The 21,968-nt window shown below is 36.3% G+C and carries 19 protein-coding genes; 12 read left to right on the top strand and 7 right to left on the bottom strand.

Features of this window, described 5'->3' with window-relative positions; all coding sequences use genetic code 11:
* The first annotated feature begins 147 nt into the window (after window positions 1-147).
* From EG849_RS01480 to EG849_RS01515, 8 genes are all read left to right on the top strand, one after another.
* A complete protein-coding gene (locus EG849_RS01480; protein WP_125011311.1) occupies window positions 148-3,480 on the top strand; it encodes a DUF4175 family protein in 3,333 nt (1,110 codons plus the stop codon).
* Entirely contained in the window at window positions 3,473-3,892 is a 420-nt protein-coding gene (gene ybeY, locus EG849_RS01485; protein ID WP_125011312.1) for an rRNA maturation RNase YbeY, read from the top strand. Before EG849_RS01480 ends, ybeY begins: the two co-directional genes overlap by 8 nt.
* A 95-nt stretch (window positions 3,893-3,987) precedes the next feature.
* The gene (gene mnmG, locus EG849_RS01490) at window positions 3,988-5,859 is read left to right on the top strand and encodes a tRNA uridine-5-carboxymethylaminomethyl(34) synthesis enzyme MnmG (RefSeq protein WP_125011313.1); all 1,872 of its coding nucleotides are present in this window, start codon (window positions 3,988-3,990) and stop codon (window positions 5,857-5,859) included.
* A 239-nt stretch (window positions 5,860-6,098) separates the two neighbouring features.
* A complete protein-coding gene (locus EG849_RS01495; RefSeq protein ID WP_125011314.1) occupies window positions 6,099-6,374 on the top strand; it encodes a hypothetical protein in 276 nt (91 codons plus the stop codon).
* A 6-nt stretch (window positions 6,375-6,380) separates the two neighbouring features.
* Window positions 6,381-6,902, top strand: a complete 522-nt coding sequence (locus tag EG849_RS01500) for a hypothetical protein (RefSeq protein ID WP_125011315.1) — start codon at window positions 6,381-6,383, stop codon at window positions 6,900-6,902.
* Window positions 6,902-7,756, top strand: a complete 855-nt coding sequence (locus EG849_RS01505; RefSeq protein WP_125011316.1) for a class I SAM-dependent methyltransferase — start codon at window positions 6,902-6,904, stop codon at window positions 7,754-7,756. Before EG849_RS01500 ends, EG849_RS01505 begins: the two co-directional genes overlap by 1 nt.
* 234 nt (window positions 7,757-7,990) lie before the next feature.
* Complete coding sequence (locus EG849_RS01510) at window positions 7,991-8,575, top strand: OmpH family outer membrane protein (RefSeq protein WP_125011317.1); 585 nt, start codon at window positions 7,991-7,993, stop codon at window positions 8,573-8,575.
* 356 nt (window positions 8,576-8,931) lie between these two features.
* Entirely contained in the window at window positions 8,932-11,208 is a 2,277-nt protein-coding gene (locus EG849_RS01515; RefSeq protein ID WP_125011318.1) for a helix-turn-helix domain-containing protein, read from the top strand.
* A 72-nt stretch (window positions 11,209-11,280) separates the two neighbouring features.
* Here the strand turns inward: EG849_RS01515 and EG849_RS01520 are convergent, their stop codons facing one another.
* Together EG849_RS01520 and EG849_RS01525 are read right to left on the bottom strand one after the other, a co-directional pair.
* The gene (locus tag EG849_RS01520; RefSeq protein ID WP_125011319.1) at window positions 11,281-11,664 is read right to left on the bottom strand and encodes a DoxX family membrane protein; all 384 of its coding nucleotides are present in this window, start codon (window positions 11,662-11,664) and stop codon (window positions 11,281-11,283) included.
* A gap of 4 nt (window positions 11,665-11,668) precedes the next feature.
* Window positions 11,669-12,817 (bottom strand): DNA polymerase III subunit, encoded by a 1,149-nt coding sequence (locus tag EG849_RS01525; protein ID WP_125011320.1) that lies wholly within the window; start codon window positions 12,815-12,817, stop codon window positions 11,669-11,671.
* Window positions 12,818-13,074: 257 nt separating this feature from the next.
* Between EG849_RS01525 and EG849_RS01530 the strand changes: the two genes are divergently transcribed.
* The 4 genes from EG849_RS01530 (at window position 13,075) to EG849_RS01545 (ending at window position 17,687) form a co-directional block, all read left to right on the top strand.
* A complete protein-coding gene (locus EG849_RS01530) occupies window positions 13,075-14,262 on the top strand; it encodes a phosphoglycerate kinase (RefSeq protein WP_125011321.1) in 1,188 nt (395 codons plus the stop codon).
* Between the two features lie 104 nt (window positions 14,263-14,366).
* Window positions 14,367-16,226 (top strand): LysM peptidoglycan-binding domain-containing protein, encoded by a 1,860-nt coding sequence (locus EG849_RS01535; RefSeq protein WP_125011322.1) that lies wholly within the window; start codon window positions 14,367-14,369, stop codon window positions 16,224-16,226.
* A 41-nt stretch (window positions 16,227-16,267) separates the two neighbouring features.
* The gene (locus EG849_RS01540) at window positions 16,268-17,239 is read left to right on the top strand and encodes a DUF4837 family protein (protein WP_125011323.1); all 972 of its coding nucleotides are present in this window, start codon (window positions 16,268-16,270) and stop codon (window positions 17,237-17,239) included.
* A 4-nt stretch (window positions 17,240-17,243) separates the two neighbouring features.
* On the top strand, window positions 17,244-17,687 hold the full coding sequence (locus EG849_RS01545; protein ID WP_125011324.1) for a GNAT family N-acetyltransferase: 444 nt from the start codon (window positions 17,244-17,246) through the stop codon (window positions 17,685-17,687).
* Between the two features lie 44 nt (window positions 17,688-17,731).
* On the opposite strand, the gene EG849_RS01550 is transcribed toward EG849_RS01545, so the two are convergent.
* The 5 genes from EG849_RS01550 to EG849_RS01570 form a co-directional block, all read right to left on the bottom strand.
* The gene (locus EG849_RS01550; protein WP_125011325.1) at window positions 17,732-18,550 is read right to left on the bottom strand and encodes an OmpA family protein; all 819 of its coding nucleotides are present in this window, start codon (window positions 18,548-18,550) and stop codon (window positions 17,732-17,734) included.
* Window positions 18,550-20,187, bottom strand: coding sequence for a S41 family peptidase (locus tag EG849_RS01555; protein ID WP_125011326.1), 1,638 nt, complete (start codon window positions 20,185-20,187; stop codon window positions 18,550-18,552). Before EG849_RS01555 ends, EG849_RS01550 begins: the two co-directional genes overlap by 1 nt.
* 149 nt (window positions 20,188-20,336) lie before the next feature.
* A complete protein-coding gene (locus EG849_RS01560) occupies window positions 20,337-21,053 on the bottom strand; it encodes a DUF4349 domain-containing protein (RefSeq protein WP_158611907.1) in 717 nt (238 codons plus the stop codon).
* A gap of 66 nt (window positions 21,054-21,119) precedes the next feature.
* Window positions 21,120-21,518, bottom strand: a complete 399-nt coding sequence (gene rnpA, locus EG849_RS01565; RefSeq protein WP_262679031.1) for a ribonuclease P protein component — start codon at window positions 21,516-21,518, stop codon at window positions 21,120-21,122.
* A 5-nt stretch (window positions 21,519-21,523) separates the two neighbouring features.
* Window positions 21,524-21,931, bottom strand: a complete 408-nt coding sequence (locus EG849_RS01570) for a hypothetical protein (RefSeq protein ID WP_125011328.1) — start codon at window positions 21,929-21,931, stop codon at window positions 21,524-21,526.
* Between the last annotated feature and the right edge of the window lie 37 nt (window positions 21,932-21,968).

Here is a 21,968-nt window from a genome sequence, read left to right on the forward strand (position 1 = left end):
AAAGTAAGAAGCAAGAGACAAGAGAAAATAGTTTTTCAGATCACGTCTTTTATCCTTCTTCTTTCGTCTATTCTCTTCAAAATCAGCTCTTGGATACTGAAACAATAATTACTACTTTTAACGGTTATAAAGAAACCACGCATAATTTTGGAAAATAAAGCATTGATATACGACAAATTAGAAGCTTTCATCAAGAAGTTTTACACCAATGAACTCCTCAAAGGATTAATTTTCTTCATAGGTTTAGGATTGCTGTACTTGCTTTTTACGCTGTTCTTGGAATATTTCCTTTGGCTGAAACCAATGGGAAGAACCATTTTATTTTGGACATTTATCATCGTGGAACTATTCCTTTTGTTCCGATTTATCTTATTTCCTTTGTTCAAATTGTTCAAGCTTCAAAAAGGAATCAATTACGAAGAAGCTTCGAATATCATCGGAAACCATTTTTCAGAAGTAAACGACAAGTTGAAGAATTTTCTGCAATTATCAAACGATACCAATCAATCTGAATTATTGTTGGCTTCGATTGATCAAAAAGCACAAACCTTAAACCCGATTCCTTTTGGCAACGCCATTAATTTTAAAGGAAATGTAAAATACCTTCCGTGGGCAATTATCCCGATTTTGTTTTTTGCCTTTTTTATGATTTCTGGAAACAGCGATGTGATTACCCAAAGTTTCAATAGAGTAGTGCGCTACAACGAACGTTTTTCGCCACCGGCTCCGTTTGCTTTTGTCGTGACAAATCCGTCGTTGCAAACCGAACAAGGAAATGATTTTGTGTTGCAAGTAAAATCACAAGGAAAAGTGGTTCCTGAAAACGCGTTGATTTTTATCGATGGCGAAAGTTATTTTATGGAAAGCACAAAGCCAGGAGTTTTTGAATACAAATTTTCGAAGCCGACTAAAAATGTAAACTTCCATATTGAATCAAATGAAGTCACCACAAAAGATTTTGAATTGGCCGTTGTCGCAGTTCCGACGATTGCCAATTTTGAAATGGTTTTGAATTTTCCTTCGTATTTGAATAAAAAATCAGAAACAATTCAAGGTTCTGGAAACGCAATTGTTCCCGAAGGCACAAAAGTCACTTGGAAAGTCACCACTTTGGCAACTAAATCGGTGGAATGGTCTGATTTAAAAATAATTACGCCTTTTTCTTCGGATGAAAATACATTTAAAATCTCAAAAAGCATCAATCAGAACACAGAATACGAAATTTTGACTTCAAATGCGAATGTCAAACATTATGAAAAACTGAATTACCAGATTTCAATTATCAAAGATCAGTTCCCGACGATTGCTGTGAACAACGCTCCAGATAGTTTGAAGTTGAATCAAAACGTTGTTGTCGGACAAGTTTCTGATGATAACGGTTTGTCAAAATTGCAAATTGTTTTTTATCCAAAGAACAAAAATAATGAAGCCAAGAAAATGGCTTTGCCTGTGAAAAAGGATGTTTTTGATCAATTCATATTTTCTTTTCCCGGAAATCTTCCGATTGAAGAAGGCGTTTCTTATGAATATTATTTTGAGGTTTTTGACAACGATGCGTTGCATAATTTCAAATCAACAAAGTCTTCTGTTTTTGCAGATAGAATGGCAACTGTGGAAGAAAAGGAAGAACAGAATTTGCAACAGCAAAATGACAACATCAAGAGTTTAGAAAATTCCATAAAAAACAAAGACAAGCAATTGTCAGAAATTGACAAGCTTCAAAAGTTAGGAAAAGAGAAGACCAACCTTGAATTTAAAGACCAGCAAAAAGTCAATAATTTTATCCAAAGACAAAAACAGCAGGAGCAAATGATGAAGGAGTTTTCTAAAAAAATGGAAGACAATTTAGATAAATTCAAGACCGATAAAAAAGATGAATTTAAGGAAGAATTGAAAGATCGCTTGCAGAAAGCAGAAAAAGAAATTGAAAAAAATGAAAAGCTTTTGGACGAATTAAAAAAGCTTTCAGAGAAATTGAAAGAAGAAGAACTTTTTGAAAAGATTGATAAGTTCAAGCAAAGTTCTAAAAACCAAACTAAGAATTTGGAACAATTAGTAGAACTTACGAAGAAATATTACGTAGAAAAGAAAGCGGAACAATTAGCCGATAAATTAGACAAGCTTTCTGAAAAGCAAGATAAGTTGGCTGAAAATGAAAAGGAAAATTCCACAGAAAAGCAAAATGAAATCAACAAAGAGTTTGATAAGATTCATGAGGAATTAGACCAATTAGAGAAAGACAATAAAGAATTGAAAGCTCCAATGGATATTCCGAAAGACGAACAAACCGAGAAAAGTATTGACGAAGATTTAAAGAAAGCTTCTGACGAATTACAGAAGGACAAAAAAGATAAAGCTAAGCCGAAACAGAAAAGCGCTTCTCAAAAAATGAAGAAAATGAGCGGTGCAATGATGGAAGCGATGGAAGGAGGCGAGATGGAACAACTCGAAGAAGATGTGAAAATGCTTCGCCAAATTCTGGACAATTTATTGGCGTATTCTTTTTCTCAAGAAGACTTACTGAAACAGTTTAGAGGAATTAAAAAAGGTTCGCTTTCATTCAATAAAAACTTGAAGTTACAGCAAGATTTGAAGTTACAATTCAAGCACGTTGACGACAGTCTGTTTGCGATGTCATTGCGTAATCCAAAATTGGGAGAAAACATTACAACAGAAATTGGAAACGTGCATTACAATATTGACAAATCGTTAGAAACTTTAGCAGAAGCCCAAGTGTCAAAAGGAGTTTCGCACCAGCAATATGCGGTTGCTTCTTCGAATAAATTGGCAGACTTTTTGAGCGAGATTCTGAACGGTATGCAGATGCAGATGCAAATGCAAGGAATGGGTTCAGGCAAACCAAAACCAGGCCAAGGCCAAGGAATGCAACTGCCCGATATTATCCAAAAGCAACAAGGTCTTGGAGAGAAGATGAAAGACGGAATGAAGAAAGGCGACAAACCAGGAGAAAAAGAAGGCGAAGGAAAAGACGGAAAATCTGGTAAAGATGGAAAGCCAAAAGACGGAAAAGGCGGAGGCCAACAAGGAGAAGGCGGTGAAGATGGAGAAGGTGATGCTGGCAAAGTTTTAGAAATTTACAAAGAACAAGTTCGTCTTCGCGAAGCATTGCAAAAAGCGTTAGAAAAAGAAGGAATGGGTGGCAACGGTCAGAACGCTTTGAACCAAATGAAACAGATTGAAAAGGATTTGCTGAACAAGGGTTTTAAAAATGAAACGCTTCAAAAGATGCTGAATTTAAAGCACGAATTATTGAAATTAGATAATGCCATTCAAGAACAAGGCGAAGAAAACAAACGCCAATCGCAAACAAATAAAAAGGATTTTAATAATCAAACGAATGCTGTTTCGCCTGCATTAAAGCAATATTTAAACAGCATAGAAATATTAAACAGACAAACACTACCTTTGCGCCCGAATTATAACCAGAAGGTTCAAGAATATTTTAGAAAAGATGATTAGTTTTAATTACGAAACCGACTTTGAATTATCAGACGAAACCGCCATTTCAAATTGGCTTTCACAAGTGATTTTATCAGAGTCAAAAAAGGAAGGGGATATCAATTATGTATTTTGTGACGATGAATATCTTCACAAGATTAACGTTGAATATTTAGACCACGACACCTTAACAGATATCATAAGTTTTGATTATTCAATAGGGAATGAGTTGCACGGAGATATTTTTGTTTCTGTAGAAAGGGTTGCTGATAACGCTAAAGATTATGAAGTAACTTTTGATGAAGAATTGAAAAGAGTGTTGGTTCATGGTATTCTTCATTATGCAGGTTACAAAGATAAATCAGAAGATGACGAGCTTAAAATGCGTCAAAAGGAAGAAGAGAAAATGGCAATGTTCCACGTGAAACAATAGCTTAAAGTTCTTTTTTAAAAGTACAAATTTCGATTAACGTTCCACGTGGAACAAAATTAAATTTCTGTTTATTCAGAAGTTGAAAGGAAAATAAAATGTTTCAAGATACATACGATGTAATTGTTGTTGGAGCCGGCCACGCTGGCTCAGAAGCCGCCGCGGCAGCGGCGAATTTAGGTTCTAAAACTTTATTGGTGACAATGAGTTTACAGAACATCGCGCAAATGTCTTGCAATCCTGCGATGGGTGGAATTGCAAAAGGACAGATTGTGCGGGAGATTGACGCTTTGGGCGGTTACTCCGGAATTGTTTCTGACAGGACGGCAATCCAGTTCAAGATGCTCAACAAATCAAAAGGACCTGCCATGTGGTCACCCCGTGTTCAAAGCGACAGAATGCGTTTTGCAGAAGAGTGGAGAATGATGCTGGAAGGAACTCCGAATCTTGATTTTTACCAAGAAATGGTTAAAGGATTGATTATTGAAAACGGAAAAATCGCAGGAATCAGAACTTCGCTTGGCGTTGAAATCAGGTCGAAATCAGTTGTCTTGACCAATGGAACTTTCTTGAATGGATTGATCCATATTGGAGAAAAACAATTCGGCGGAGGTAGAGCTGGAGAAAGTGCGGCGTACGGAATTACAGAAGATCTAGTTCGTGCTGGATTTATTGCTGGAAGAATGAAAACAGGAACGCCCCCGCGTGTGGATGGCCGTTCCTTGGATTATTCAAAAATGGAAGAACAGCCCGGAGATGTAAATCCAAGTAAGTTTTCATATTCTGATATCACCAAACCTTTGTCTGTCCAAAAGTCATGTCACATGACCTACACGTCGCTGCAAGTGCACGATTTGTTGCGTGAAGGTTTTGATCGTTCGCCAATGTTTAATGGAAGGATTCAGTCGCTCGGACCAAGATATTGTCCATCGATTGAAGATAAAATCAACCGTTTTGCAGACAAAGACAGACACCAATTGTTTGTGGAGCCAGAAGGATGGAATACATGCGAAGTGTATGTTAATGGATTCTCAACTTCGCTTCCTGAAGAAGTTCAGTTTAAAGCGCTTCGTTCTGTTGTTGGTTTTGAAAAAGTCAAATTCTTCCGTCCTGGTTATGCTATTGAATACGATTATTTCCCACCAACACAATTAAAACATACGTTAGAAACTAAACTTGTGGAAGGTTTGTACTTCGCTGGACAAATTAACGGAACGACAGGTTATGAAGAAGCGGCTTCTCAAGGTTTAATGGCCGGAATCAATGCGCATTTAAAAGTGCACGAAAAAGAGCCATTAATTTTAAAAAGAGATGAGGCTTATATTGGCGTTTTAATTGATGATTTAATTACAAAAGGCACAGAAGAGCCATACAGAATGTTTACGTCTCGAGCGGAATACAGAACACTTTTAAGGCAAGATAATGCAGATTTTAGGCTAACACCTATGTCGCACGAAATTGGCCTTGCTTCAGAAGCGCGTTTGCGCCGAATGGAAAAAAAGCTTAAAGATTCTGAATCTATGGTTTCTTTTTTCAAAGAAACAAGTGTTACAGTTGCAGAAACAAATCCGATTTTAGAAGAGAAAGGTTCTGCAGCAATCAACCAGCCTGATAAAATGTTCAAGGTGTTTTCTCGTCCGCAAATTGACCTGAACGATATGATGAAGTTTGATAAAGTGGCTAAATACGTAGAAGAAAACAACTATGATCAGGAGGTTCTAGAACAAGCCGAAATTCAAGTTAAATATTCTGGCTACATCGAAAAAGAACGAAACAACGCGGATAAATTGACGCGGTTGGAAGATGTAAAAATCCCAGATTCTTTTGATTATGATAAAATAAAATCATTGTCACATGAAGCAAAAGAGAAGTTTAAAAAGATTTGTCCGGTAACTTTGTCTCAAGCGTCCCGAATTAGCGGGGTTTCTCCAAGTGATATTTCGGTATTACTAATTCACATGGGAAGATAATGTTTCACGTGGAACGAATGATTCAACAGCGCATTATCAAAGGGATCTTCTCGATTCTTTTGATAATTTTTGTTTCTATATCTTGTTTTCCAGTTAAGTCAATCTCTAGTATAGCGGATTATCATATTTTAAATGCTACAGCCTCAAAAGAACTTAAGAAGGAAAGTCTTGCGATTTTTATGTTTGAGGATAAAAGAGTGAAAAACTCTTTCCAAAACTTCCTTAAGATAAAGCTTAATATGCAGAATGAAAATCGAAATTTTACGGTAAAAATCCAAGGTGAAAAATTCGTCATTTCTGTTTTGGATAAGACGGAAACTGAAAAAATGATTTCTTTTGAAGATTACATTTTTAAAAATTCAGAAAAAGAAATTTTAAAAGAAGGGAACCAAAAATCATATATTTCCATTTCTGTTATGGATAGAGTTGGAAACGACTGTCTGAAAAATAACTCGATTTATCAAAATTTGGTTGTCAATTATTTAAAAGAATTGAAACTTGAATACTCTAAATAATTAAATATGTTTCACGTGAAACGTTTTGTTCAAAACCGTATGGTCAAAGGGATCTTCTTGATTTATTTTATTTCTTTTGTTTTTGGAAGTTGCGCTGTCTCAAGAACAGGCTACCAGATTGACGATTATTACATTTCAGAAAACGGTAAAGAAATTATAGGTACAAAACCTTTGAATGCTTTCATATTCGAAAATAACGTAACCAATCTTCCGTTTGAACAATTTTTAGCTCTAAAATTCAAACTGAATAATTTACTATCAAGAGAATTCTGGATTACAATCAATGGAAGCAAATACAAATTGATCATTTATGAAAATTCAGAATTCGATAAATACTTTGGATATTCAAATTTCGCAGCCGTTAATCAAGAAAATTTAACAAATATTGTAGGCGGACAATCCAAATTTATTGCCATTTCAGTGATTAATGAATTCAATGAAGATTGCCTTTCAGACAAATCGATGCTCCAAAATGTAGTAACGGTTTACTTAAAAAACTTAAAAGACGAATACATCAAGATTAAATAATGATTTCAAAAAACCTCACAAATTTTCTTACCGTTAAAGACAATTCCGTTTCAAAAGAAACTTTTGAATTGCTCTATGATGGAAATTTAGACATGTTAATTACGTCTCCGCAACCAGATAAAAATACTCTGGGTAGTTATTATGAAAGCGAAGATTATATTTCACATACCGACGGAAAGCGTTCTGTATTTGAAAAAGCGTATCATTTTATTAAAAATATTGCTTTAAAAAATAAACTTTTATTAATTAATGACTTGCAAAAATCGAAAGGAAATTTGCTTGATATCGGTGCCGGTACCGGAGATTTTCTTTTAGTTGCAAAACAAAATGGCTGGAATGCCGTCGGAATTGAACCAAGTGAAAAAGCAAAAGCCATTGCGCATCAAAAAGGAGTGGAGCTGAAATCTAATCTTTCTGAATTTGAAGATCATTCTTTTGATGTGATTACGATGTGGCATGTTTTAGAACACGTTCCTAATTTAGAGAATCAAATAAAAGATTTAAAACGATTGCTGAAACCGAATGGTTCAATAATTATAGCGGTTCCCAATTTCAAATCGTTTGATGCTGATTATTACCAAGAATTTTGGGCGGCGTATGACGTACCAAGACACCTTTGGCATTTTTCAAAAACGGCAATCCAGAAATTATTTTTAGCTGAAAACTTAGAATTGCAAAAAGTGCTTCCGATGAAATTTGACTCTTTTTATGTAAGCCTGCTTTCTGAAAAATACAAAACCGGAAAAATGAATTACATTAAAGCTTTTTCAATCGGATTAAAGTCAAACTTAAAAGCAAAGAAGAGTTTAGAGCATTCTTCTCATATTTATGTGCTGAAAAACGCTAAAAATTAAAATAAACTACGCTATTTAAATATTATTGAATCAAATGTAAAAAGACATGGATATTTTTAAAACGTTCTTTAAAACGCTTTATTTGAATCCGGTTTTAATAGCTTTAGCTTATGCTAATTTTTGATTCGATAAGTAAACTTTATATATTAAAAAAAGGCCGAAAATTAACACTTTCTCCATTTATAAATTATTTTTCCTATTTTTGAGCCAAATTAAAAATCAAAGAATTTTAGAATGAAAAAATCTATAGTAGCGTTTGCAATCGCAATTACATTAATTTCTTGCAACAAACAAGAAGCAACTTCAGCAACTGAAAAAACTGCGTATGTTGACACCGTTAAATTAATGGACGAATACACAGAATCAAAAGACCTTCAAGCGAAATTTAAAGACAAAGGCGAAGTAATAGGAAGAGAATTAGAATTAGAAATCAAAAAATTCCAAGAAGAAGCTCAAAATTTCCAAAGAAATGCACAAGCAAACGGCCAGGAATGGGCACAAAGAAAAGGAGCTGAATTGCAGAAAAAAGAACAGCAGTTGCAATACGCACAACAAGCAATGGGACAACAATTGCAACAAGAAGGCGCAATTGAAAGAGATTCTATCGTAACTAAAGTTAGAAATTACATCAAAGAATACGGTAAGAAAAACGGGTACACTTACATTTATGGAACAGGCGACGCCGCAACAGTTCTTTACGCAAAAGACGGTTTAGACATCACTGAAAAAATCGTAAAAGAATTAAACGACAAGTACAAAGCTCCTGTCAAAACAGAAGAAAAAGAAGAAGCTAAACCGAAAGAAGAAGCTAAAAAATAATAATCGAATGCCTTCCAAGTGAAGGCATTTTTTTTTGAAGCCAATCCCGCTTTTCACTATAAGTCCTCATTTAAAAATCTTTTTTTGCAAGCCACAAAACGAGCTTCCGTTGGTCGCTGTTTTGCGCCAGCAATAAATAGATTTTTAAATTGCGGGCTTTCCGCTTCAATCGTGGCTATTGGCGCAGTTTGCCCATACCCTCAAATCTTAAAAAAACCTTTTGCTGACGTAGCGTTTAAAGTACCGCAAGCCGAGCAATCCAAACATTTTACATTCCCTATTTTTGTGTAAAACTTAAAGAACCTTAATTCTTTAATGTTTCAAATTTTTCTAACTTGCGAAAAAATAAAAGCCAAATGCAAGAAATTTCACAAGCAGCCTCTTACACCTTAAAGTTCATCAACCAAACCCAGCGTTCCATTTTTCTAACCGGAAAAGCAGGAACCGGTAAAACCACTTTACTGCGTGAAATCATACAATCCACACACAAAAACACCGTTGTGGTCGCACCCACAGGCATCGCCGCGTTGAATGCCGGCGGCGTCACCGTCCACTCGATGTTCCAGCTTCCTTTTGCCGGATTTATTCCTGATTTTCAGAGCGAAGCACAATTTTCAGACACCGTAAAATTCGAAACAAAAAGCACGTTAGTCCGCCATTTCAGAATGAATGCCATTAAAAAAGCAGTCATTCAAAATATGGAATTGCTGATCATTGACGAAGTCAGCATGCTTCGCGCCGATCTTCTTGACGCTATCGATTTCACAATGAGAAGCATACGTAAAAAAAACGACCAGCCTTTTGGTGGCGTGCAGGTTTTATTCATCGGCGATTTATTGCAGTTGCCACCCGTCATTCGCAATGAAGAATGGGACACGTTGCGAAAATATTACAACGGAAAATTCTTTTTTCATTCGCACGTCATCCAGCAATATCCGCCACTTTACATCGAACTTTCAAAAATATTCCGCCAGACGGATGATCGTTTTATCAATATCCTTAACAATCTGCGCAACAACAGAATCGATGCCGAAGACATCAAAAGCCTGAACGAATTTGTAAAACCAGATTTCGACCTAAAGAAAAACAAAGGTTACATCACATTGACAACCCACAATCACAAAGCAGATTCGATGAATGCGCAAGCTTTGCAAGATTTGGATGGGAAATTAGTTACGTACCAGCCTGAAATTGTGGGCGATTTTCCGGAGAAAATTTTTCCCGTGGAACACTCGCTGCAATTGAAAATAGGAGCACAGGTGATGTTTGTCAAAAATGACATTTCTCCCGAAAAAAATTATTTCAACGGAAAAATGGGCATCATCAAGTCGCTTTCTGAACGCGAAATTTTGGTAAACTTTCCAGAAGAAAACAAAACTATTGAAGTCGAACGTTATGAATGGAAGAACATTAGGTATTTCATTGATCCAAATACAAAAGAAGTTGAAGAAGAAAATTTAGGAACTTTTACGCATTATCCGCTGAAATTGGCGTGGGCGATAACCGTCCACAAAAGCCAAGGTTTGACTTTTGACAAAGCGGCGATTGATGTTTCGCAGGTTTTTATGCCGGGGCAGGCGTACGTCGCTCTTTCTAGACTTCGTTCGTTAAACGGGCTTATTTTGCTTTCTCCGTTGCAAATGAATGGCATTTCTAACGATCAAGATGTGATGACTTATTCGAATAACAAAGCTTCGGAAGACTTGCTGTCACAGTCATTGCAAAAAGAAACCCAGCGATTTATCCATAACTATTTGAGAAACAGCTTCGATTGGGCAAACTTATCTCAAGAATGGCGCAACCACCAATACAGCTACAACGAAGATGCGGAGAAATCAGAAAAATCAAAACATCGAATTTGGGCCAAACGCCAAGCGGAAATCATTGAAAAGTTAGTTGAACCGGCTTCAAAATTTATGCGCCAGCTTGACAGTTTGTTTTATGCTGAAGAATTTAATATCCAATTTATTTTGGAACGAATTAACGCGGCTTACGATTATTTCTTAAAACCAATGGACGGAATGGAATTTGAAATCCTCTGGAAATTGGAAGAAGTAAAGCGCGTGAAAAAAGCAAAGCAGTTTTTCCAGGAATTGTATGCTTTGGAAGAAATGCATACCAAAGCTATTTTGCGACTGATGAAGGCCAAATTGCTAATCGAAATCGTGGCTTCGGATAAAGAAATCTGCAAAGAAAATTTAGATTCTCAAGAAATTAAATCTTATAAATTCAAGAAGTTAGAGTTTATCAAAGCCGAATTTAAAAAGACAAATGCCACTTTGGTCGAAGAAGAGTACGAGACAGAACGCTATCTTCCGAAGAAAAAAGAAAAGAAAGAACCCAAGAAATCAACGGTGGAAGAAACCTATGAACTTTGGCTAGACAAAAATACGATCAAAGAAATTGCCGAAATCAGAAAGCTGACGAATCAAACCATCGCCGGACATATCGCCAAATTGATTGAAGCAGAAAAAGTCAGTATTGCCGATGTTTTACCAGACGAAAGAATTAGAGAAATTGCGTTGATTTTCAAAGGTTATGAAGAAGAATCGCTGACACCTTTGAAAGAAAAATACGGAGATCAATTTACTTGGGACGAATTGAAATTTTACAAAGCGAGTTTAAAAGTTTAAATTTCCATAAAGAGAAAACCAGACGTAATTCAACTGAAATACGTCCGGTTTCTTATTTTTAAAAAGTAAAATTTACTGCATAAAATACAATCCTAAAACGGCAGGAATAAAATAAATCACGATCGTTCTGGCGCCGTCATAATCTTTAGCGATTCTTTGTCCGAAAAGCAAAAACAAAAGCGTGATGCACGATAGGATTAATCCGTAAAAAGCCAAAAGATTTGAACCGTTTAAAAGCAATTGTATAAATCCAGAAATACATAAAACGCCAGCGATAATTTCTAGAACCAGAATCAGCATCAGTGACGCCGGAACTTGATTTTTGATAAACGTTTTTTCGAAGTGTCCTTTCAGCCAGCCCACGTTTCCTTGCCAATCGATGATTTTGTCATAACCTGATTGTAAAAAAGTTAGCGCTAAAAATACCAAAATTAAAAGTGTTGCAGGATTGTTCATACTGTTATTTTTTGTGAATTAATCGGGTTAATTTAATGGATAAATCGGTAAGTATAATCTTTGCGTTTCCGTTTCTTTCAATGTGGTAAACGGCTTCTGAAAGTTCTTTGAATATATCTTGGATGTTGTTTCCGTTGACAAATGGCGCAAAATTTTCGAGCTTGAACTTTTCCACTTTTGGTTCCATATACACCAAGCTTGAAGATTGATAGTTAAGCAATAACGCCTGGCGGAACATTTCGATACAAAAATGCAAAAATTTCTTTTGCGCTTCACGTCCCAAACCAGCAATCTGTTCGCTCCAAGCAATTAAATCATTGATTGCCGACGCATTTCCCTTGGCACGAAACGCAGCGCGGACCCAAAGAACAAACCATTCTTCAAACGGCTGTTCTTCGCTGTCTTCATACAGTAAATGCAAGGCCTTGCTGAAATTTCCCTGTGATTGATGGGCTAATTTTTTGGCTTCGCGAGGATCCATATTTTCACGGGAGACCAAAGCTTCTGCTATAATTTCTTCTGGAATTCCGTTGAAATGCAAGACTTGGCAACGCGAACGAATCGTTTGGATAATCGATTCTTCGTCGTCAGAAATCAAGATGAAAAGTGTTTTTTCTGGCGGTTCTTCGAGGATTTTCAAAAGCTTGTTTGATGCTTCGATATTCATCTTGTCAGCCATCCAAACGATCATAATCTTATAACCGCCTTCAAAAGATTTCAGTGCCAAAGATTTTAAAACCTCCTGCGCATCTTCCACGCGAATCAATCCTTGTTTGTTTTGAACGCCCAGCTGTTTGTACCAATCGAATAAGCCTCCGTAAGTATTTTTCAAAATAAATTCGCGCCAATCGGCCAAGAAATCAAGGCTTTTTGGTTTGGTTTTTACATCTTCGGTAGAAACGGTTGGATAAATAAAATGCAAATCAGGGTGCGAAATATTCTTGAATTTGATGTTGCAGGCTTCATTTTCGCCCGAGTTTTCTCCTCCAAAATTTTTACACAACACATATTGAGAATAGGCGAGTGCCATGGCCAATGTTCCCGAACCTTCTGGCCCGACAAACAATTGTGCATGCGGAATTCTGCCTAGATCAGCACTTTTTGTAAGGTGGCTTTTAATATGATCCTGTCCTAATATTTCTGAAAATTGCATGGGACAAATATAGGATAAAAAGTATTTGAGTTGCAAAAGACAACGTATCGCTTTAAGATTGAACTAAAAATAGAGATACCATAATTGTAGGACGCTATTTCAGAGATTAATTCATAAAAGGATTATAAATTTTTCATGACTCAATCGTTTTCGTAATTATAGACAGTCGAATTCCAACGAATTATGATTATTACTTTAGCTGAAAAAAACTATATTTGTCCTTCCACAAAATAGTAAAACATAAAAAAATAGACCCAATGAAAACTTTGAACGACTTCAATTTCAACACTAAAAAAGCATTAATCAGAGTAGATTTTAACGTGCCATTAGACGAAAATTTCAAAGTAACGGATGCAACCCGAATTGAAGCGGCAAAGCCAACCATTGATAAAATTCTTGCTGACGGCGGTAGCGTGATTTTAATGTCACACCTTGGAAGGCCGAAAGGGAAAGAAGAGAAATATTCATTGAAACATATTTTGACCAAGACTTCTGAAGTTCTTGGAAAAGAAGTGAAATTCGCAGAAGATTGCATTGGTTCTGTTGCTGAAGAAGCGGCGAAGAACTTACAGCCAGGCGAAATTTTGCTTTTAGAAAACCTTCGTTTTTATGCGGAAGAAGAAGCGGGCGATGTTGATTTTGCAAAAAAATTAGCTTCACTTGGTGACGTTTATGTAAATGACGCTTTTGGAACAGCACACAGAGCACACGCTTCAACAACCATTATTGCCCAGTTTTTCCCAAATGACAAATGCTTCGGTACACTTTTAGCTAAAGAAATTGAAAGCTTGAATAAAGTTTTGAAGGATTCTGAAAAACCGGTAACGGCAGTTTTAGGAGGTTCAAAAGTTTCTTCAAAAATCACGGTTATTGAAAATATTTTAGACAAAGTGGATCACTTGATCATCGGCGGCGGCATGACCTTTACATTCATCAAAGCGCAAGGCGGAAAAATTGGAAATTCAATTTGTGAAGACGATAAAATGGACTTGGCTTTGGAAATTCTTGAAAAAGCAAAAGCAAAAAATGTTCAAATTCACATTCCGGTAGATGTTATTGCTGCCAATGCTTTTTCAAATGATGCCGAAACACAAATCGTTAACGTAAACGAAATTCATGATGGATGGCAAGGTCTTGATGCAGGCCCGGAATCTTTAGAGCGTTTCAAGAAAGTAATTTTAGAATCCAAAACCATTTTATGGAACGGTCCGTTGGGTGTTTTTGAGATGGAAAATTTCGCAAAAGGAACGATCGCTCTTGGAGAATTTATTGCAGAAGCTACCGAAAAAGGCGCTTTTTCACTTGTTGGAGGAGGTGATTCTGTTGCAGCGGTAAAACAATTCGGATTGGAAGATAAAATGAGCTATGTTTCCACTGGTGGCGGGGCAATGCTTGAAATGTTAGAAGGCAAATCATTGCCAGGAATCGATGCTATTTTACGTTAAAATACAAAATTTATATACTAAAACTTTTAAAACTAAGTTATAAACCGTTAAGTTTGCAAATACGCATAATTATTTGAAATATAATTAGTTATTAATTTTCGATTATGAATAAAACAAAAATAGCACTTCTTTTAGTACCTTTTTTTTCCTTAAATGTTCTTGCCCAGGATAGTCTGCCGCAAGAAAACCCAACAGCACAAGTTACCCCAAAATTATCTGTTTTAGATTCTATAAAAAGTACTTTCGTACATCACGAAATTGCCAACTGCGTGGATCAAGAATGGATGAAAGAGCTGACAAATCAAGAGCTTTATGCAGAAATGCAAAATGATTTGGTCAATGTGGATCCTGATGTAAAAGTGGATTATGACTTGTCAACTGACTTGCTGAAAGCTAGATTGAAAGAAATGGATGCCAAATCGCCTTTCAATATTGAATACAACGAAGGATTGGAAAACATTATCAAATCATATCTGAAAAACAGAAAGAAATCGTATGAAAGATTGATGGCCATTTCAGAATATTACTTTCCAATGTTTGAAGCGGCTCTTGCAAAATATGATGTTCCTTTAGAAATAAAATATCTGGCAGTTGTGGAATCTGCTTTGAATCCGCACGCAAAATCTAGAGTAGGCGCCACGGGACTTTGGCAGTTTATGTTTGCCACTGGAAAACAATACAAATTAGATGTTTCTTCTTATGTTGACGAAAGAAGCGATCCGTTGAAAGCAACGGAAGCCGCATGCCAATATTTGTCAAATATGTACAAAATTTTTGGTGACTGGGACTTGGTTTTGGCTTCTTACAACGCGGGTCCAGGAAATGTTTCAAAAGCAATCAGACGCTCAGGCGGTCAGCAAAATTATTGGAATATCAGAAAACATCTTCCAAAGGAAACGGCAGGTTACGTACCAGCTTTCTTGGCCACAATGTACATTTATGAATATCATAAAGAACATGGTATTGAGCCAAGAAGAGCAGCTATCAGTTATGTTGCTACGGATACCGTTGCGGTAAAAAGAGAAATGACTTTCAAACAAATTTCTGATTTGTTAGATATTCCTGAATCTCAAATCAAGCTTTTAAATCCAGCTTATAAATTAGACGTAGTTCCAAATGTAAAAGGAGAAAACTACTATTTGAGACTGCCAATGGACAAAGTGGCAATGTATACTTCAAATGAAGATAAGATTTATGCGTATGCTCAAATTGAAGATGACAAAAGAGAAAGGCCTTACTTTACAAGAAAAACAACCGTTACGGCACCTACACAAACAGCCATTGCTTCTTCAGATGAAAAAGAAGTGGTAAATGGAAGCAGATTAGTTTCGAAAACAAAATACCATACGGTTAAAAAAGGTGATAACATTGGCGAAATTTCTTTAAAATATGGTGTTTCCATAGCTGAAGTTAAAAAGTGGAATGGCTTAAGAAATAACAATGTGATGCTGGGCTCTAAATTGAAAATTGTAACGAGCGAAAGAGTTGCAACAACTGTTGTAAAGAAAGCTCCAAAAGTAATCAAAAAAGAAGCTCCTGAAACTGCAATTGCTTCTAACGAAAAAACGGCAAAGAAAGAATTTATAATTCCAGAAAACGACACTCCAAAAGATTCAGAATATTATATAGTTGAAAAAGGAGATAATTTGGGAACCATCGCTAAAAAATATGGCGTAACGGTGGAACAAATTAAAGAATGGAACAACCTTGAGGAATCAAAAGTTCTTTTTGGAAGCAAATTAAAATTGATTAGGGGCGAAAATGCTCCAATCGAAACTAAGGCTGAAAAGGCAGAACAGCAAATTGCAACTGCGTCAAGCGTTAGGCAATACCTAGTGAAAAAAGGCGACTCGCTTTTCAGCATTGCTAAAAAATCAGGGGTTACTGTTGAAAATATCAAAGAATGGAATGATATTAGCAATGAAAATATCAAACCTGGAATGAAGCTTAAAATCCAAGGATAATCTCCTTGGGTTTTAGCTTTTCCATTTGAAAAAATCTACTGATGAAAAAGCTTTTGCTCTTATTTTTAGCAATTATATCCTTTTCCTGCAATCAAAAAGAAGACGATGTTTCTGAGAAAATCTCTCTCGGGGATCGTAATTCTATTTCTGTTTTTATTGATGATAAACTTTGGATTGGTGAAATAGGGGACTCCATCCGAAAAAAATTCGCAACGCCCGTTGACGGACTTTCGGTTGAAGAACCGCTTTTTACCATAAACCAATATCCGGTTCAAGCTTTTGAAGGCCAAATGGCAAAGAGCAGAAACGTCATTTACATCAAAAAAGAATCTAAAAATTTGTTTGATATTACTGAGAACCAATATGCGGTGCCTCAAAATCTGGTGCGCATTTCTGGAAATACAACGGCAATAATATTGGGCCATTTAGAAAAAAATGCGCCCAATATTATTGCTTTGATAAAACAAACCGAAACAGAAGAAAGCCAAAAGGCAATACAAAAATCAGTTTTAGACACAAAATTTATTGAAAACAAATTCAAGATTACGCTTTCCGTTCCGAAGACATTTAAAAAAGTGCTTGAAAAAGACAAGTTTGTTTGGCTGAAAAAAGAAATCCAAAGTGGCAATTCAAGTATTTTGATTTATGAAATTCCACTGCACTGCATCAAGCACGACGATCATGCCATCACGCATATTGTTAGGATGCGTGATTCTATTGGAGGACTGTACATCCGCGGAACGACTGAAAATTCTCAGATGGTGACCGAAGATTCCTTTTCTCCCTACCTTCAGAATATTATGCTTGGCGGGAAAAAGGGCTACCAAACCAAAGGAAACTGGGAATTGAAGAACGACACGATGGCCGGGCCTTTTATCAATTATTCCATTATTGATGACAAAAACAAACGAATCATCGTTATCGAAGGATTTTGTTATGCTCCCTCGGCACCACAGCGTGATATTATGCACGAATTAAGTTCCATTATCAAAACTATCACATTCTTAAAATAATTAAATGCCATTAATATTTAAAATTAAGCCTTTTGAGGCGCTATCTTTACCTGAGCTATATTTAGTGTTACAATTGCGTAGTGAGGTCTTTGTGGTTGAGCAGAATTGCGTCTATCAAGATATCGACGGCAAGGACGAGAAAGCCCTGCACGTTATTGGCGAATTGGATGGGCAAACCGTGGCTTATTGCCGTTTGTTCAAATCAGGAGATTATTTTGACCAAGCCTCAATCGGGAGAGTGATTGTAAAGGAAACTTTTCGTGATAAAAGATGGGGACACGATTTAATCCGCGAGGCAATTGAATCCATCCGTGTTAATTATGGGGAAAGCCAAATTACGATTTCAGCACAATTGTATTTAAAGAAATTTTATGAAAGCCACGGCTTTAAGCAAACCAGCGAAGAATATCTGGAAGATGGCATTCCGCATATTGAGATGAAAAAATAAAAAGAAACCCGCAAATCGATTTGACTTGCGGATTTCTTTTTGCTTTAAATTTTGGTAATGACCAATTCCACCCTTCGGTCTAAATCGGCTCCATTTCCCATCGGCTGGGTATTTCCATATCCTTTAAAAGTCATTCTCTTTTTATCAATTTTTTTGAAAACCAGGTATTTATAAACGGCTTCAGCTCTATTTACAGACAATTTTCGTTTTTTGGTATGCTTGTCAATCGCTTCTTTATGGAACGGCGGCGTGCAGCAAACGTGTCCTTGAATTTCGAATTCTAAATTTTTATAACGGTGCAGCGCCCTTGCCATTCGGTCCAATTCGATTTTGGATTTTAAGGTCAGCTTGCTGCTCCCTTTTTCGAACAGAATTTTTTCTAAATAAATGCGGTCGCCAATAACGTGCGTCTTGCGAACATCGCTGTAAACTCCCGGAAGTTCTAACTTTTCAATCGGAATTTCTTTGAAGTTCATCACAATATCCACACGGCGATTTTTAGAGCGAACCTCCGATAGATTGTCAATATCGTCTTCAATCAAAACCCTTCCACGGCCTTCAATGGTCACAATGATTTTACTTTTTACACCGCTTTCCACGATTTTATCTTTCACGGCATCGGCGCGATTGTTCGACAATTTAAAGTTATAGTCTTCTTTCCCACGGTCATCGCAATACCCATAAATGCTGATCGATTCAATTCTGGCAGAATCAACTTCAGTAACGAACTTTGTGATTTCTTCCACTTTTGCATCAGAAATGCCAAATTTTGCAGTCTCAAAATAAACAGAATGCACGACTTCTTCTTGAGCCGAAAGCATTCCGAAAATAAAAAGGGGCAGTATTTTTATCAATCGGAACATTATTTCAACAGAATTTTATTATATTCTGAAGGATTTGCCAAAAGTGCCACAGCCTTTTTTATTTCAGAATTGTTTTTAGTGTAATATTGGTACAAGCCTTCTTTATACTGGTATCTTCGGATGATTTCATCTAAAATCAGGTCTTTAATTTCAGCTTGGTGTTTGTTCAATTGCGTATCGTCACTTTTTTGTAAAGCAGTCAGCAATTGCTGTACTTCACCTTTTATATCTTCATCGATCTTTTCTTTTTTGGCGGCTTCTAAAGTTTTGGCCAAGGCCACTTCCGTTTCGGTATCAAAAGAGAATTTTTCGTCTTTCAAAAATTTCTTGAAATCGGCATAATCGGTATCTGTAATCGTTGGGATCTTGTCGCCTAGCGAAGGATTTTTGTAATAATATTTAGTAACGTAGTTAAAAATTCCGTCGTTTTTAAGTAGTGATTCTGTGATGGCGCTCAATTTTGCTTCAGACAATTCTACATCTGGCTGAATTCCGCCTCCGTCATAAACCGTTCTTCCTTTTCGAGTTTTAAAAGCGTTGTAATTCTTGGCGTCGGTCCTGACGGCTTTTCCGTCTTTGTCTTTATGCAAGTAATCCAAAGCCTGGATGCATCTTCCTGAAGGCGTGTAATAACGTGAAATCGTGACTTTCACTTGCGTTCCATAGGTCAAATCAATTGGACGCTGTACCAAACCTTTTCCAAAACTTCTGGCACCAACCACCACGGCGCGATCTAAATCTTGCAAAGCACCTGCTACAATTTCTGAAGCCGAAGCACTTTTTCCGTCAACCAAAATAACCAGCGGAATTTCAGTATCTACAGGCGTTTTTGTAGTTCGATAGGTATTATTATGTTTTGCAATATGCGATTTTGTGGTAACAATTGATTCTCCAGCAGGCACAAAAAGGTTGCAGATATTTACGGCTTCGCCTAAAAGTCCACCCGGATTTCCCCTTAAATCTAAAATAATTCTTTCAGCCCCTTCGCTTTTTAATTTTTCCAGCGCCGTTTTGGTTTCAGACGATGCTTTAGCATTGAACTGAGAGAGCACAATGTATCCGGTTTTATCATCTACTTTTGAGAAAAACGGAACCGCTTTCACATCTACTTCTTCCAAAGTCAAAGTCGTGGTATTGGTTTTTCCTTGACGGATGTACTTGATGTCGATTTTTGCATTTTTTGCTCCTTTCAAAAGCGTCGACGCGTCTTCTTTGAAATCTGAAAGCATAATGTCGCCAATCTGGATGATTTCATCGCCCGCTTTTAACCCCGCTTTGTCAGCAGGATAATTTTTATACGGCTCGGTGATGATCAATTTGCCTCCTTTTCTAGAAATCATAGCGCCAATTCCGGTGTATTCGCCAGTACTGTTGATTTTGAATTTGACCACGTCTTGCTCGTTAAAATAAACGGTGTACGGATCCAATTCCATCAGCATATTCTTAATGGCTTTGTCCATCAGATCGCCCGGATTTGTTTCGTCGACATAGTTCATATTCACGGTTTTAAACATCGTCGTGAAGATTTCAATTTGCTTGGCAATCTCAAAAAAATCATCTTTGAAACTGGCTCCGACATAAAATAATCCGCCAGCAACAACCGGAAGAATATATCTCTTTTTTAAAAATGCGTACATATTTTTTATGCTTTTTTTCTTTTTAATCTTCTACGGATTAGGAAAAACAAGGCCACTAAAATAATAATAAAAGGCCAAACTTCTAAGAACCATAAGAATAAACTTGAAAGCCCGAGAAATCCTCTTTCCAAAGCATTTCCCATTTTGCTTCAAAAGGATTGTGTCACGCCACTTTCCGAAGGATTTATTTTGTAAAATTCTACATATACCGAACTCATTGAAACCTGGCGTTGCATGTATTTCAACTGTCCTTCTTTTGATTCAATTTCCTCCCTAATTTCAGAAAGTTTTTGTTCGATTTCTAACATTTCAGAAACCTTTCCGGCTTTATTCAATAGTTCGAGATAACATGCTTCAAGTGTTCTCTTGGTTTTTAAACGCGCTTCAGTATCAATAAATTCGGCCGTAACATCTTGAGAAGAAATTTCTTTTTCATCAAAATAAGAAACTCCTTTTCCGATTGAGGATATAAGTTTTTCAAAATTCTGATTAGGAACTCTAATTGTTATTCTTTTAAAAATCGAAGAACCTTCTTTTCCTTCATTTTCGCGCTGAATGCTGGTTTTGTTTTCAAAAATCGCTTTTTGGATTTGCGTTCTGGTTTTCTCTAAATCAGAAGTTTCAAATCTTAAAGTCGCGTTTTTAATGATTTTTTGCTCAATTGCCACTTCTGTATTTGGGTCATAAACTCCAGAATCATGATACTTTGGACTTTCAGGCCTTGGTAATGCTTCTTCTGAAGATGCCTCAACTATTTCCATTGGAGCCTTCAAAGACATGTGAACTACTTCTTCATTTTCTTGTTCTGGAAATTCTTTACAAGAAAAGAAAAAAACTAAAACTAAAAAGGGGAGGATTTTTTTCATAAGTAAGTCTGTTTTAACTTCTAACGAAATTTCTTTCATTTTTAGTATAACAGATTTAAATACAAACTATTGTTCCTCTTTAGGCTTTATTTGAAGGTGAAACTTCTCAAAAAGTTCGATCGTTTTTTGGTTTATTTCTTCGTAAGAAAGTCGGTCTTTGGTTTGGTACAAAAGCATAAACGAATACGGTTCTATCAGATTTTCTCGTAAAACTTGTTTGTTCAAGCGATAGGTTTCTCGCAAAACTCTTTTGAAATAATTGCGATCCACGGCTTTTTTGAAATATTTTTTGGAAACCGAAACGCCCATTTTAAACTCTGGATTTTCTCCAAAAGTGCTTTTGGCATACACCAACCGCAACGGATATTTGGATACTGATTTTCCTTCGCGAAACATCAGGTCAATCGTGGTTTTGCTTTTTAATTTCTCCGTTTTTGGATAGGTATGTATTTTTTTTTCAGCCAAAATAATTACGGATAAATATTGTAAACAATCTTCAAATCAGGATAATTGATATAAAACTGAATGCGATCGTCTTGATTTTTTCTTGTAATTACTTCAATAATACAACGGTCTCCGGCATTATCTACGCAATTAAAAGTCATCGTTTTGTCAGTTTCATTTTCAATCGTGGTTCCATAAACTTCAATGTTGTACAATTGCGTTTGTTGCGAATTGACCACGATTCGGTTTTTATCTCCGTCTAAAGTTATAATCAGGTTCGTGTCTTTAAAGTCAGACCATTTTCCCCATTTTCCTTTGGCGCCTTTTTCCATCACGCTATAGCTTGAGGTCTTAAAACGGTATTTTTGCGCAAAAGTTTGTTGCGTTCCTAAGAAAATAAAAAACAGCAAAGCCAATGTTTTTAATGCTTTCATATTAAAATTTATAAAGTTGTAAAGTTACAAATATATT

The sequence above is a fragment of the Flavobacterium macacae genome, assembly GCF_003865365.1.
Classification (GTDB): domain Bacteria; phylum Bacteroidota; class Bacteroidia; order Flavobacteriales; family Flavobacteriaceae; genus Flavobacterium; species Flavobacterium macacae.